Here is a 14,385-nt window from a genome sequence, read left to right on the forward strand (position 1 = left end):
CTTATTTTTGCACAAAATTACTAGAATTATGAGACTATTTGCTTGCCTATTTGCGATTTGTATGTTGTTCTCTTGTAAGAATGATGGAAAGAAAAGCACTTCTGAAATATTAAATTCGGAAACCGTTTCCGAAGAAAAATCAATGAGAGAGGCATTTCTTGATAAAAACACGAATGACACGTTAATTTACCCCGAAGAAATTCATCTTAAAAATATTCGCCAAGTGACTTTTGGAGGTGATAATGCCGAAGCGTATTGGAGTTTTAATGACAAGCAATTGGTATTTCAATCCAACTTTAAAGATTGGGGGGTTAATTGCGACCAGATGTTTTTAATGAACGCAGACCAAACATTTAACGGGAAGCAACCACCTATGATTTCGACTGGAATGGGGCGCACCACATGCGCTTATTTTCTCCCAGACAATAAACATTTTGTTTACGGAAGCACGCACTTAGCAGACAAAGAATGTCCAGAAGTACCGCTTAGAAAAAACGGAAATTACGTTTGGCCGGTGTATGATAGCTTTGATATTTTCGTTTCAGACTTAGAAGGAAATATTACGGGTCAATTGACCAATCAACCTGGTTATGATGCAGAAGCAACGGTGTCCCCCAAAGGTGATAAAATTGTTTTTACCTCAACCAGAAGTGGCGATTTAGAGCTTTACACCATGAATATTGACGGTAGTGATGTCAAACAAATCACAAACGAATTGGGCTACGACGGAGGCGCTTTTTTCTCTCCAGACGGAACAAAACTAATCTTTCGTTCTTCACGCCCAAAAACGGAAGCCGAAATTAAAAAGTACAAAGACTTACTTGCTGAAGGCTTGGTGGAACCTGTTGATATGGAACTCTACATTTGTAATGCAGATGGAAGCGATTTAAGACAATTGACTAATCTTGGTAATGCAAATTGGAGTCCGTTTTTTCATCCAAGCGGAGAGAAAATATTGTTCTCAAGTAATTTTGAAGCAGAGCGCGGTTTCCCTTTCAATTTATATTTAATAGATATCGACGGAAAGAATTTAAAGAGAGTAACTCACGGAGAAACGTTTGACGCATTCCCTGTATTCAGTAATGATGGTAAATATTTAGCCTTCTCTTCAAACCGAAATAATGGTGGCGGAAGAGACACTAATTTGTTTATTGCCGAGTGGCAGGATTAGCCAAGGAATCTGTGATAAAACCTAAAAAAATGTGAACGCTTCAATTAAAGAAAACTATTCATCACTACTACTCATTCTCTTGAGTGTTGCGGGATATTTTTATTTTGGACATTCACTGGAACGTACCGAATTTTTAAAACTCTTATTTCTTTATTCTGGATTGTTTTTTTGTGCTTGGCGCCTTATCAAACAGAGCAAGTTTAACTTTTGGGTACTTGCTGGAATAGGTGTTTTTTTTAGGCTCCTTTTTTTACCAGCAATCCCAAATTTAAGTCAGGATTTTTATCGATTTATTTGGGATGGGCGTATTTTGTTGGAAGGTTTTAACCCCTATTTATTTACTCCAGATGTATACTTTATAGACCTCTCGACTGCGCTCGGAGAGACAAAACCAATCATTGATCAAGCTACGCAGCTTAGGGCTGGAATGGGAGACCTCAACGCAAGTCATTACAGTAATTATCCGCCCGTTAACCAACTCTTATTTACTGTTGCCGCTTTGTTTGCCGGAAAGAGTATTTTGAGCTCAGCTATTGTTTTACGGATTTTAATTATTCTGGCTGATGTTGGAATTCTCTATTTTGGGAAAAAACTTTTGGAGCGATTACAACTTCCCGTTAAAAATATTTTTTGGTATTTCTTAAACCCGTTTATTATTATTGAGCTTACAGGAAATCTTCATTTTGAGGGAGTCATGTTGCTTTTTGTTGTATGGTCGCTGTATTTATTACAAAAAGGAAAATGGTTTTGGGCTGCTGTTTTATTAGGAATTTCGGTTTCCGTTAAGTTGTTACCGTTGATGTTTTTGCCTTTGTTTTTTAAAAGGTTTTATAAAAAAGAGATTTCGACTGCACTCAACCTTACATCTTCATTTAAATTTTATGCAATAGTCATAGGAACTGTGCTATTAACGTTTGCTCCCTTTTTATCAGGAGCGTTTATCTCAAATTTTGCTGCAACGATTGGTCTTTGGTTTGGCAATTTTGAATTTAACGCCAGTGTGTATTACATCATTAGATGGATTGGGTTTGAAACCGTGGGGTGGAATATTATTGGCGTTGTTGGGAAAATTCTCCCCTTAATCACGATAACGGTTATCCTCTTCTTGTCTCTTTTCCGAAGAAATAATACGATGCAACAGTTAATTACTGGAATAGTATTAGCGGTTTCATTTTACTTTTTACTTTCCACAACGGTGCATCCTTGGTACATTGCTACGCCGTTATTGCTTTCGGTTTTTACGCGATACAAATTCCCTATTATTTGGAGTTTTGTGGTAATGGTATCGTATTCGGCGTATGGTGCCGATGGGTTTTCTGAAAATTTATGGCTCGTTGCCTTGGAATATTTTGTGGTTATTGGATTTGCAATTTGGGAGTTTAAAAAACCTTCATCACAAACATGTCAATTACCTCAATCACAATAAGAATAATGATTACCCACTCTAGCGTGCTACTCTCTTTGTGGTTCCAAATGTCCTTAAATAACTCCAAGTTTTCTTTGATAATCGCGAGTCGGTCTTGAATATTTCGATATCGGTTTTTTAAATCGAAAGTGTTTTTTAAATCGTTATCGAGTTTTGAAAGTTGCTCATCTTCCCAAGTAACATCTGGCGAATCAAAAATGTAGAGATTTTCTGAAATCCCATTTTTAATGTTCAAAGTGCGCCCAATTAGTTTTTTGAGATTAATGCTTCTAATATTTAAGCGTCCCTTTTCTTCTAAAGATTTTGTGTGTACCGTAGCCTCTTCGAGTAATTTATCTGTGATATCTGCATAGCGGTCAAGTGCCACAGATTGCGATGTGTGCAACATAATCAACCTGATCATTTCTTCATCTATTTCTGGGATAATGACTTTGTCAAATTTTACTTCGAGCATCTTTTCGAGTATTGAGACGTTTATATCTTCGGTGAGGGTGTCTCGCACAGTTCCTTTTCCGAAGTGAGAAATTTCACTGCTAAGTAAATTTATATCTTCTTCGGAAATATTAAAAAAGCTAACAATCCCGAATTGAAAAATATACACGAACCGAGTGTCCGAAAGTTTATAAAAAAGCTCGTCGCTATCGCTATAAAGTAAAGAGGCACTAAAGTTACTACGCAATTGACGTATGTTTATATACGTGGCAATTTGCAGAGATTTAACCTTGAACATCTTGTTCTAAGAGGTCTTTTTTTGTTTTACTCGAATCACATCGTACACGTCTTTTCTTCTGTCTTTTAAATTTTTTACAGCGCCAAAAGAATGTAGTTCGCGCAATAAACTTATGTCAACATCTGCAACTAAAATCATTTCTGTGTTTGTGGTTGCTTCCGCTTTTATTCCATTACTCGGAAAAGCAAAATCACACGGTGTGAAAACCGCAGATTGTGCATATTGAATGTCCATATTTTCTACGTTGGGCAAATTACCCACGCTTCCGGCAATGGCGACATAGCACTCATTTTCAACCGCACGAGCTTGCGCACAAAGACGCACTCTTGAATATCCGTTTTGAGTATCGGTCAAAAATGGCACGAATAAAATATCCATTCCTTCATCAGACAACAAACGTGATAATTCTGGAAATTCAGAATCGTAACAAATTAAAATTCCTATTTTTCCGCAGTCTGTTTCAAATGTTTTTAACTCGCTCCCGCGCTGCATGCCCCAAACTTTAGCTTCATCTGGAGTAACATGTATTTTTTCATAACGTTCAATACTTCCATCTCTGCGACATAAATAACCTACGTTGTAAAGCGTTTCGCCAATTAACTCAGGCATGCTCCCCGTGATGATATTTATGTTGTACGAGATAGAAAGTTCAGACATTCTATTTTTGATAACCTCTGTAAATTTCGCAAGTTCACGTATGGCTTCAGACTCCTTTAAATGATTGAATTCTGCCATTAATGGTGCATTGAAAAATTCAGGAAAAACGGCAAAATCACAACGATATCCCGAAACGGTATCCACAAAATATTCAACCTGTTGCATCAATTGCTCCAATCCAGAATAGGGACGCATTTGCCATTGTATCAATCCCAATCTTACTATAGATTTTACAGCAGATGGAGATTTGGTAGGCTTGGTGTAATAAATATTATCCCACTCCATCAAAACCGCATATTCTGCAGAGGCAGTGTCGCCTTCTAGATATCCCTTTATAATTCTAATAGGGTGAAAATCATTTGAAATTTGGAAATTCAATACAGGGTCGTGTATCTCTTTGTGCTTAACCGCATCAATATATTGCTTGGGCGTGTAATCGTGTTGATGTTTGTGGTAGTTGGGCATTCTTCCGCCAAAAACAATTCCTTTTAAATTAAGATTTTCGCACAGCTCTTTACGGTAATCGTAAAGACGACGACCCAATCTTAAACCTCTAAAGGAAGGCTTTATAAAGACGTCAATCCCATATAAAATATCACCTTTAGAATTATGATTTTTAAAAGAACTTTTCGTGATAATATCGGCATACGTGTGATTGTCGTCAATTTGTTTATAATCAACTACAATTGATAGTGCACAACCGGCAATTTCCCCATCAATTTTAATTAAAATTTGTCCCTCGGGAAAAATATCAATCAATTTTTGGATAGCTGGTTTTGCCCAATACGAATTCTGCATTCCGCTGTAAGACTCCTGTGTGGCTTCTTTTAATTCTTGAAAATCTTCAATCGTTAAAAATGAAAGCTCAATATTTTCAATTTCTGAAATGTTCTTTTTTGTGCTCATAATTTTTTCCCTTCGGAAATATTAAATAATTGGCAATACGTTCGTCAAACGAAATTTGCGATGTGATGATAGTCTAACTAAACCAAAGTGATTTCGGCTACATGTCAAGTAGATATGCAAAAATTAAAGGTGCAACAATGGTAGCGTCACTTTCAATGATGAACTTAGGTGTATTGATATCTAGTTTTCCCCAAGTTATTTTCTCGTTTGGCACAGCACCTGAGTAACTTCCGTAGCTCGTTGTCGAATCACTTATTTGACAGAAATAACTCCAAAATGGCGTATCTGTTCTTTCCATGTCTTGATACAACATAGGCACAACACAAATGGGAAAATCCCCTGCAATTCCACCACCAATTTGGAAGAAGCCTATTCCATTATCACTATTGTCTGTGTACCAATCTGCTAGAAAAGTCATGTATTCAATTCCGCTTTTCATTGTTGAAGCTTTTAACTCTCCTTTTAAAACGTAGCTTGCAAAGATATTTCCCATCGTACTATCTTCCCAACCTGGGCAAATAATAGGCAGATTTTTTTCCGCTGCAGCGTACATCCACGAATCTTTTAAATCAATTTCGTAATACTGCTCAAGCACTCCGCTCAACAATAATTTGTACATATACTCATGTGGTAAATAACGTTCGCCATTTGCTTCGGCATCCTTCCATATTTTGACAATATGCTCTTGAATTCTTCGGAAAGCCTCTTCTTCCGGAATGCATGTATCGGTAACCCTATTAAGTCCTTTTTCTAACAAATCCCACTCGTCTTGAGCTGTTAAATCTCTATAATTTGGAACACGTTTGTAATGGCTATGTGCAACAAGATTCATGATATCCTCTTCCAAGTTTGCACCTGTGCAAGAGATAATCTGCACTTTGTCTTGACGAATCATTTCGGCAAAAATCTTTCCCAATTCCGCAGTACTCATAGCACCTGCCAATGAAACTAGCATCTTTGCACCATTGTTCAATTGGTCTTCATAACCCTTAGCAGCATCTACTAAAGCGGCCGCGTTGAAGTGTAAATAATATTTTTCAATGAATTGAGAAATTGCTCCTTTATTCGTCATCTTGTGTGTCTTTAAATTTTGAAATTGTATTTCCTTTATCCGAGAAGTTACTCTCAAAATCCTCTCCTTCGTCTGAGCCATTAAACTTGTAACTCAACATTTTGTAGTACAATTTAGCTGCAAGAAAATCTGAAGATTTATCATCCTCATTAGGGCATAATTCTACGATGTCAAATCCTACAACGTTTTTCTCCTCAAACACTTGTTTCAAAAATTCTAATGTCTCGTACCAAAACAATCCACCTGGCTCTGGAGTTCCAGTTGACGGCATAATCGAAGGATCTAACGCATCTAAATCAAAAGTGATAAATACATTATCGCCTAAAGCTTCAACAACGCTGTCCATCCAATATTCATCGTTTGCCATATCATGCGCAAACCATGTTTTATCAGTATCCATCACTCTCGTTTCAGCAACATCCATACTACGTATGCCCACTTGAATCAAGTTAGTTGTTTGGCTCGCCTCATAAACCGCACAAGCATGATTGCATTTTGAGCCTTGATATTCCTTGCGTAAGTCTGCGTGCGCATCTATATGCAAAACTGTCAAATCATCAAAACATTCATTGAAAGCTCGTATAGTTCCAATAGAAATACTGTGTTCTCCGCCAAAAACGGTCACAAACTTATTTCTCAAAATATACTCTTTCGTTCGTTTGTGAACTTCAGCAACGACAGCTTCAGGTGAACTTGATTCTGTAATTGCTTCTGCAAGATGTATCCCTTGTTTGTAAACTTCGGTTTCAGTTTCAATGTCATATAATTCCATATTCTCGCTGGCATGCAAAAAGGCATCTGGCCCTTTATCTGCTCCTTTCTGAAATGTACTAGTACCATCATAAGGTACTGGAATTAAAACAATTTTTGAAGTTTCTAATGCAGCGTTTTCCTTCGGAATTCCCGCGTAAGTTTTAGTTGTCATACCCTAAAATATTTAGCAATTGCTCGCTTGTTTGTTGTTCTGAAAATAGTTTTGTGGAAATAGTTCCGTTTTTATCTTTGTCAATTAATATATGCTTTGGCGATGGAATCAAACAATGTTGTAATCCTCCAAAACCACCAATAGTTTCTTGATATGCTCCTGTATTGAAAAACCCAATATACAAAGGTTTTTCCTTTTTAAATCGAGGCAAATAAATGGCATTCATGTTTTGTTCACTGTTATAATAATCGTCGCTATCACAAGTCATTCCTCCTAGTAATACACGTTCATACTCATCCTCCCACCTATTGAGCGGTAACATGATAAAACGCTTGTTGATAGCCCATGTATCTGGTAATGTAGTGATAAATGAAGAATTGATCATATTCCATTTTTCACGGTCATTTTGTTGTTTTTGATACAAAATTTCATAAACCGCACCACCACTTTCGCCTACGGTAAAACTTCCAAATTCAGTAAAAATATTGGGGACAGGAACGTCTGCTTCTTCACAAGTTATTTTTACTTGATTTAAAATTTCATCTATCATATATTGATAATCATACTCAAAAGCAAGACTATTCTTGATAGGGAAACCTCCACCAATATTTAGACTATCAAGTGAAGGACAAACTTTTTTCAGCCTTGTATATACTTTTAAGCATTTTACAAGCTCATTCCAATAATAGGCGTTATCTCGAATACCAGTATTAATGAAAAAGTGAAGCATTTTCAATTCAACTTTATCATTATTCTTTATCTGGTCTTCGAAAAACGGAACAATGTTTTTATAACCAATGCCCAAACGAGAAGTATAAAATTCGAATTTAGGTTCTTCCTCGCTAGCAATACGAATTCCCACTTTAAAATCTCCTCTAATCTCTTCAGAAAGCAAAGTTAATTCCTCATAATTATCAATAATGGGAATACAATTTTCTTGTCCATTATTTATGAGCCTAGCAATGTTATTTACATATTGCTCACGTTTAAAACCGTTGCATATTACGAAGGTTTTGTCCGTTATTTTGCCTTCCGCTTTTAAGTTTTCTACAATGTTGATATCAAATGCAGAAGAGGTTTCAATATGAATATCGTTTTTTAATGCTTCATTTAAAACATGTTTAAAATGCGAGCTTTTTGTACAATAGCAATAATTATAATTCCCTTTGTAGTTATGCTTTTCGATGGCATTTGCAAACCATTGTTTTGCTCTTTGAATGTTTTCTGAAATTTTAGGCAAATAAGTAAACTTTAAGGGCGCACCGTACTGCTCTGTCAATTTCATTAAATCAACACCATGAAATTCTAGGGATGATTCGTTTAGGGTAAATTCTTCTTGTGGAAAATGATACGTTTGATCTATAAGATCAATATATTTTGTGTTCATTAATTAGTTTTTGTGAAATAAAAATAAGCGCAATAGTAAGCTTTCCCAAAGGAAAACCACACGATAACAGAAGTTTAACGTATTATCAAACAATTATTGGGTTGAGCCAATAGGCCAATCGATGGAAAGAACCCATAGTTTTACGCACTGGGCCAAGGCTCGTGGTATCGAAGCCAGTGGAAAAAACCAGAGGCGACACGGAAGCTAGCTTTAAAATTCGGTTGCTTATCTTATAAGCTGTTTTTGAATATGACTTCCTAATCTTCAAAAACCCGAACACAGAAACAGGGTTCAAATTGTTCAGCTATCCACAATTAGATGTGGCATAATTAGCAACAAATGTAATCCATTTTTCGAAATACAATATTTTTTTAAGTTTTTTTTAATGTTTAAAATTTCGTTAATCATTGAACCGAAAAACCATATTAAAGTACTTTTAAACTACTTTTAAAATTCATTAAAACGGGTTAGCATGGGGAAAAAATTAAACCAACTTGAAGCAACTGCAATTTGTGGTAATGATATAAGTTCTTCCTGTCTCTATGTTTCAGCGTTAGCGATTGGATATGCGGGGCAATATGCCTGGATTTCTCTTTTAATGGTAGCTGTCGTATTATTTCTTTTCAGAAAAATTTATGGTGAAGTTGTTGGCGCTCTACCCCTTAACGGTGGTGCTTACAATGCACTTTTAAATACAACTAAAAAATCGACTGCAGCCACAGCTGCTGCCCTCACTGTTCTTTCCTATATGGCTACGGCAGTCATCTCTGCAAGTGAGGCCATCCATTATGTAAGTGTATTTTTTGAAGTTATTCCAATCATTCCAGCTACGGTAGTTCTACTTTTGGTCTTTATGTGCCTTACTATTTTAGGTATCGGCGAATCCTCAAAGGTCGCCATTGGTATTTTTATTTTTCATTTGGTTTCGCTTACTATTTTATGTGCTTTTTGTATCTCTTATTTTTTCACAAATGGATTTGATGTTCTGATTAATAATTTTGAAACTCCAGTAGAAGGAAGTATTACAATGGCACTGTTTTTTGGCTTTAGTGCAGCCATGCTTGGAATTAGTGGTTTTGAGAGCTCCGCAAATTATGTGGAGGAACAACAAAAGGGAGTGTTCCCTAAAACCTTGAGAAACATGTGGATTGTTGTGAGTGTTTTCAATCCGTTGATTGCTTTTTTGGCATTGGCAATTATCCCTATTCCCACTGTAGCTGAAAATCAAGAAGCCTTATTATCATTTATGGGGGAGACTTCTTCAGGCAATTGGTTATCAGTATTAGTGGGCGTTGATGCAGCCTTAGTACTTAGTGGAGCCGTTTTAACTAGTTTTGTTGGTGTTGGTGGACTTATGGAACGAATGACGCTGGACAGAATTTTACCAAAACCTCTTTTGAGAAAAGGAAGTCGGAAAACTTCATATTTAATTTATACGCTGTTCTTCGTTTTATGCGTTTCAATTTTATTTATAACTGCGGGCGATTTGAGAAAACTTGCCGGAGTCTACACTATTGCATTTTTATCTGTAATGGTATTGTTTGGCGTAGGAAATATTCTTCTTAAAATAAAAAGATCTCGCTTGCCACGGCCAGAACGTTCCTCGTGGATTGCATTAATCATAGCCATTATCGCTATAATCGCTGCAATTGCAGGGAATATAATTTTAAACCCTAGCTACTTTACAATATTTATTAAGTATTTAATTCCCACGCTAGCGGTTGTATTTTTCATGCTGTATCGCACGCAGATTATAAAAATTTGCATGCAAATCACTAAAAAGATATTTCCAGAAAACAATAAACTTACTTATTGGATTTATAGAAATTCAATAAGCCGATTAGAAAAAATAAACAATCAGCAATTTGTTTTCTTTACGCATCATCACGATGTAGCGACACTAAATAAAGTGCTACAATACATGATTGATAACGAACCCACAAGAAGACTGAAAATTGTTTCTATTCTGAAAAGAGAAGAACATCTCAAAGCAGAACTTGTAAAAGATATTGAAGTCCTAAACAGAGCATATCCTTCCATCGAAGTGGATTTGATTGAAGAAGTTGGTGTTTTTAATCCCGAAAAAATCAGTCAGTTATCCAAGAAATGGAACATACCAACAAATTTTATGTTCATTGGAGCTCCGGGTGAAGAATTCCCATTTAGCATTGAGGAACTTGGTGAAGTAAGATTGGTAATTTAGAAAATTTTAAAGCTTCAAAAATGATGCTTTTATTTTGAAATATCCTTGTTCAACAACGCTTCAGAAATTCTAAATGTTGCGGTGTATTTCATATCTTTTTGTTCTCGCTTAAACGCAAAAAACGCTGTTTTATACCAACGAGCATCTGTAGCTTTTTTTCTGAAATCGTCATTTACTTTGGCCCCAAATAACTTGCCTTCGTGCCATGGTGCAATCGCGTAAATCCCAACTCCTAATTTTTCTGAGCGATCGATTACCGTGTTAAATTCGGTTTCACTAAAACAATGCGTGTTTTCAATATCAAAACCATCATTGAGATTTTCTAATCCTTGAAAAATGTGTGCTTCTAAAAATTCTTGCTTCGTCATATCTTTTTTATCTGAATAGGAAATTTATTTGTGTTTTTTGGAACATTAAAGATAAACCAAAAGATTTACAGCATCCCGAACAACTCCAATTCTTGCTTCGATAAAATTTTCCAACGGCCTCTAGGAAGATCTTTTTTAGTTAAGTGTGCAAGGGTAACACAGTCAAGTTTTACAACATCGTAATGTAAATGTTCAAAAATATCACGAATGATGCTGTTTCCCATATTTTTTATTTTTAGACCTACCTCTTTTTTAGGCTTATCTTTTACATAACTCACGTCAATCACTTCTACTTTTTTACCTTCAATGGTAAGACCGTCCTTAATTCTTTGGAGGTCGGCAGCTTTTAGATTTTTATCTAATTCAATATGAAAAAGACGCTCCATTCCTTTTTTACTCAACTTCTCCTTTAATTTATCATCATTGGTAAAAAATAATAAACCTGTTGAATTTCGGCCCAACCTACCAATAGGCGTTATTTTTGAACTCGTAGCATTAGCAACCAAATCCATCACGGTGTTTCCTTTACTATCGCTTGTAGTAGTAGCAAAGCCTTTAGGCTTGTTCAAGAGCACATACGCCATAGGCTCTGGACTCAAACGACGTCCATCAAAACGCACATCGTCCTCAAGCTTTACCTTGTAACCCATTTCATTGATAATCTTTCCATTTACAGTTACAAGTCCAGTGGCAATATACGTATCTGCTTCGCGGCGCGAGCAAATGCCACTATTTGAAATGTACTTATTTAAACGGATACCTTCCATAGTATTCGTTCTCTTTGTAGGCGCCTTTGCAACGGGCGCAGTCTCAGCCGTCGGCTTTGACTTTCCAACTCTCTTAACAGGGGCATTCCCTCTTGCATTGCTTTTAGATTTGGCGTTGTTAGCACCTCTTCCAGAAGTTTTTCCTTTTCGGCTATTGTCGTTTCTACTCATAATGAATTGCCTGATAGTCAGGCATTTTTAAATTGGGCGCAAAGATACACAAAGGGACTGGGCTTTCTAGTTTTTAAATGTGAGACTTACGTTAATATTTTCTTCGGAAATTTTAAAATTAAATTCATTTAAATACGAAATGAGTTTTGTTTGTAAAAAGATTTCATGTGTGTTTCATTTCAGAAGTTATAAAAAATTTAAAAAAGAGCAATAGATATAAGCGTTTGCTTCCTAGTTTTAAAAATATCCTACCATTTTTTATTCGGTTTGTATTTGTTAAATTAGTAGCACAGCTATGCAACAAATTACTTGTAGTAATGCTGTGTTGCTATTTTTAAAAATTCTACAACAAACAAAATCTTTAATAAATGATAGGAATTGCTGTCTTCTTCATAGTCCTCGGAATCATAATAAAACACGGTAAAATGTATTTTTTAATGGCGGGTTACAATACAATGCCTAAGGAAGAAAAAGCTAAAATTGATATTGACGGAGTCGCCACTGTATTCCGGAACGCCATGTTTGGGATGGCGCTACTTATGATTATTGGTTATTTTTTAGCCGATTGGCTCAATAATCCAGATATCGAGAACATCACTCTTTTTGGTGCGATTTTAATAGGAATTCCGTACTTGCTCATTAAATCAAACTCAAATAAATTTAAAATCGACAAAGATAAAAACGATTAAATTTTCCGATAGATTATTATTTTACTGAAATGCTAGTTTCATCAGTAATAAAAATTTCAAAAAACCCTATCCCAAACAACACTTACATCAATCAAAACAATACACAATACTCCAGCAACAATGATAAATTTAAGGATGTTGTGCAAGATGATGTAGTGGAGTTTTTTTCTACTTTTCCAAAGTATAATATCAAAGATTAAAAGAGCAATTATACTCAAATAGAAGTAACTGAACATATAGCCTATTTCAAAACGCGTAAGTAATAAAATAGCCGGAATGAGTGTAGCAATACTTAGCCCTGTGAGCATTTGTTTTGATACGCGTTCGCCATACACCACAGGGATTGTGCGGTAATTTAAAACCAAATCTCCTTTAATATTCTCTAAATCCTTTGTCAATTCTCGCATAGAAATCAATAGGAATAAAAATGTGGCGTGGACAAAGATTACTTTACTAAAATTACCATAATGAATAAAAATAGCAAAGAAGGGAATCACGGCTAATATGGCGGCTACTAGATTTCCTATAAAAGGATATTTTTTTAATTTATGTGAGTAAAACCAAATTCCAAAAATATACAACGAGAAAAAAATTACAGCTTTAAACGATACATAACTTGCAAAAACTACTGAGAGAAAATTGAGGACAAAATAACCCGTTAATTTTGTTTGTTGGCTTACCAACTTGTCCAACATTGTTTTTCTGGGGCGGTTGATTAAATCCTTCTCACTATCATAAAAACTATTAATGATGTATCCCCCAGCAATTGCAACCGCGGAAGCTAGAATAATCATCAATAAATTTATATCAAAAAGCACTTTTCGCAATGGCAACTCCGGCGCAAGAATAAAAATGGAAGTCAAATATTGAGCGATAACAATTACTAAAATATTATACCCTCTCACAATGGAGAACAAGCTAAAGAACTTGAGGAATATATATTTTTGTTTTCTCTTCATTATCAATATTTGAATAAGGGGATTAATTAACTTGTTACCTTAAAGGGGTTGCTTCTTTGACGTGATGAAATTAGCGATAATCTTTGATACTTTTTCGCTCGATTCATTTCCCACATGAACTCCATCATAATAATCAAAATCGCCACCGTTTGGTGCCATTGAAAGATAAGGAATGTTAAACTGTTTCGAAATCTCATCTAGTTTTTCCTCAAATTGAGGCATAAACTCATTCTCGACGGCTATGTACTTTTCATGTTTTGGAAGTCTTACCAAATAAACATCTCCGTAGTCCTCTAAATAGGCTATTGTTTTTTTCAAAAAGTTCAAACGTGTTTCTGAAAATTGATACAAATCTAATGTTCGTTTAAAATCATCAATTTCAATTTGATCTTCTTTCGTATAATCAGCCTTCGGAATATTTACATCCATCCATCCAGTATCTTCCAATGTTGCTACACTTTTGTTCCATAAAAATTTAAAGTTGTAGTCGTTATAATGATTCAATAAATAGTCAAAATTTGGGTTGCTATTAAAACTACTCAGCTTTCCAAGAAATCCCTCTCGCTCTTCAAAATACAAGGTATCATTTGGGTCAACCGCATCACTTGAAATTGCCAATGGTTCTACGGTGATTATAAAAATTCCATTTTTTGTTTTTGGGTCTAATTTCGCCTTGATGGCTCGTAAATAAGATGGTCCATAAGGGCTTAAAGGCGCTGCAAATGCATAGTTATAAATGGGAGATTCCACCCCGTTTTCTTTTAAAACCGATGGATTTACAGCGAGTCCGGCAATTGAACTACCTAAGACTAGACCAGATTGTTTTGGTGTGGTAAATTTTAAGTAAAAAGGATCTGAGGTTCCATCCACGGATAAAAATACAACGAGCATAGAACCAATCAATAAGACTGCCCAAAGGATGCTATGTTGTATAAATTTTTTCATTTGCTTCGG

Annotated in this window: 13 protein-coding genes; 4 read left to right on the forward strand and 9 right to left on the reverse strand. The window is 35.6% G+C overall.

Annotation, left to right across the window (positions count from 1 at the left end):
* Nucleotides 1-28 precede the first annotated feature (28 nt).
* Together ACSHW7_RS00770 and ACSHW7_RS00775 are read left to right on the forward strand one after the other, a co-directional pair.
* Nucleotides 29-1,171, forward strand: a complete 1,143-nt coding sequence (locus ACSHW7_RS00770; protein ID WP_435677407.1) for a TolB family protein — start codon at nt 29-31, stop codon at nt 1,169-1,171.
* Between the two features lie 31 nt (nt 1,172-1,202).
* A complete protein-coding gene (locus tag ACSHW7_RS00775; protein ID WP_435677408.1) occupies nt 1,203-2,597 on the forward strand; it encodes a glycosyltransferase 87 family protein in 1,395 nt (464 codons plus the stop codon).
* On the opposite strand, the gene ACSHW7_RS00780 is transcribed toward ACSHW7_RS00775, so the two are convergent.
* From ACSHW7_RS00780 to ACSHW7_RS00800, 5 genes are all read right to left on the reverse strand, one after another.
* On the reverse strand, nt 2,551-3,327 hold the full coding sequence (locus ACSHW7_RS00780; RefSeq protein ID WP_435677409.1) for an RMD1 family protein: 777 nt from the start codon (nt 3,325-3,327) through the stop codon (nt 2,551-2,553). The two genes, ACSHW7_RS00775 and ACSHW7_RS00780, sit on opposite strands and share 47 nt — an antisense overlap.
* Before the next feature lie 6 nt (nt 3,328-3,333).
* Nucleotides 3,334-4,890: a bifunctional GNAT family N-acetyltransferase/carbon-nitrogen hydrolase family protein gene (locus ACSHW7_RS00785; RefSeq protein WP_435677410.1), complete on the reverse strand. Its 1,557-nt coding sequence runs from the start codon at nt 4,888-4,890 to the stop codon at nt 3,334-3,336.
* Between the two features lie 97 nt (nt 4,891-4,987).
* The gene (locus ACSHW7_RS00790; protein ID WP_435677411.1) at nt 4,988-5,962 is read right to left on the reverse strand and encodes a deoxyhypusine synthase family protein; all 975 of its coding nucleotides are present in this window, start codon (nt 5,960-5,962) and stop codon (nt 4,988-4,990) included.
* Nucleotides 5,952-6,887: an agmatinase gene (speB, locus tag ACSHW7_RS00795; protein ID WP_435677412.1), complete on the reverse strand. Its 936-nt coding sequence runs from the start codon at nt 6,885-6,887 to the stop codon at nt 5,952-5,954. Before speB ends, ACSHW7_RS00790 begins: the two co-directional genes overlap by 11 nt.
* Complete coding sequence (locus ACSHW7_RS00800; RefSeq protein ID WP_435677413.1) at nt 6,877-8,274, reverse strand: arginine decarboxylase; 1,398 nt, start codon at nt 8,272-8,274, stop codon at nt 6,877-6,879. The genes speB and ACSHW7_RS00800 overlap by 11 nt, the downstream gene beginning before the upstream one ends.
* A gap of 472 nt (nt 8,275-8,746) precedes the next feature.
* On the opposite strand from ACSHW7_RS00800, the gene ACSHW7_RS00805 reads away from it, so the two are divergent.
* Nucleotides 8,747-10,477, forward strand: coding sequence for an APC family permease (locus ACSHW7_RS00805; RefSeq protein WP_435677414.1), 1,731 nt, complete (start codon nt 8,747-8,749; stop codon nt 10,475-10,477).
* Between the two features lie 29 nt (nt 10,478-10,506).
* Here the strand turns inward: ACSHW7_RS00805 and ACSHW7_RS00810 are convergent, their stop codons facing one another.
* A complete protein-coding gene (locus tag ACSHW7_RS00810) occupies nt 10,507-10,845 on the reverse strand; it encodes a hypothetical protein (RefSeq protein ID WP_435677415.1) in 339 nt (112 codons plus the stop codon).
* Between the two features lie 65 nt (nt 10,846-10,910).
* Entirely contained in the window at nt 10,911-11,783 is an 873-nt protein-coding gene (locus ACSHW7_RS00815) for a pseudouridine synthase (protein WP_435677416.1), read from the reverse strand.
* A 368-nt stretch (nt 11,784-12,151) separates the two neighbouring features.
* Here ACSHW7_RS00815 and ACSHW7_RS00820 point away from each other — a divergent pair, with 368 nt between their 5' ends.
* Nucleotides 12,152-12,472 carry a DUF3784 domain-containing protein gene (locus ACSHW7_RS00820; RefSeq protein WP_435677417.1) on the forward strand — a complete coding sequence of 107 codons (321 nt, stop codon included), beginning with the start codon at nt 12,152-12,154 and terminating at the stop codon, nt 12,470-12,472.
* A gap of 56 nt (nt 12,473-12,528) precedes the next feature.
* On the opposite strand, the gene ACSHW7_RS00825 is transcribed toward ACSHW7_RS00820, so the two are convergent.
* Nucleotides 12,529-13,434, reverse strand: coding sequence for a geranylgeranylglycerol-phosphate geranylgeranyltransferase (locus tag ACSHW7_RS00825; protein WP_435678246.1), 906 nt, complete (start codon nt 13,432-13,434; stop codon nt 12,529-12,531).
* 36 nt (nt 13,435-13,470) lie between these two features.
* Nucleotides 13,471-14,376, reverse strand: coding sequence for a hypothetical protein (locus tag ACSHW7_RS00830; protein WP_435677418.1), 906 nt, complete (start codon nt 14,374-14,376; stop codon nt 13,471-13,473).
* Between the last annotated feature and the right edge of the window lie 9 nt (nt 14,377-14,385).

This window comes from Patiriisocius sp., assembly GCF_051252435.1.
Taxonomy (GTDB): domain Bacteria; phylum Bacteroidota; class Bacteroidia; order Flavobacteriales; family Flavobacteriaceae; genus Patiriisocius.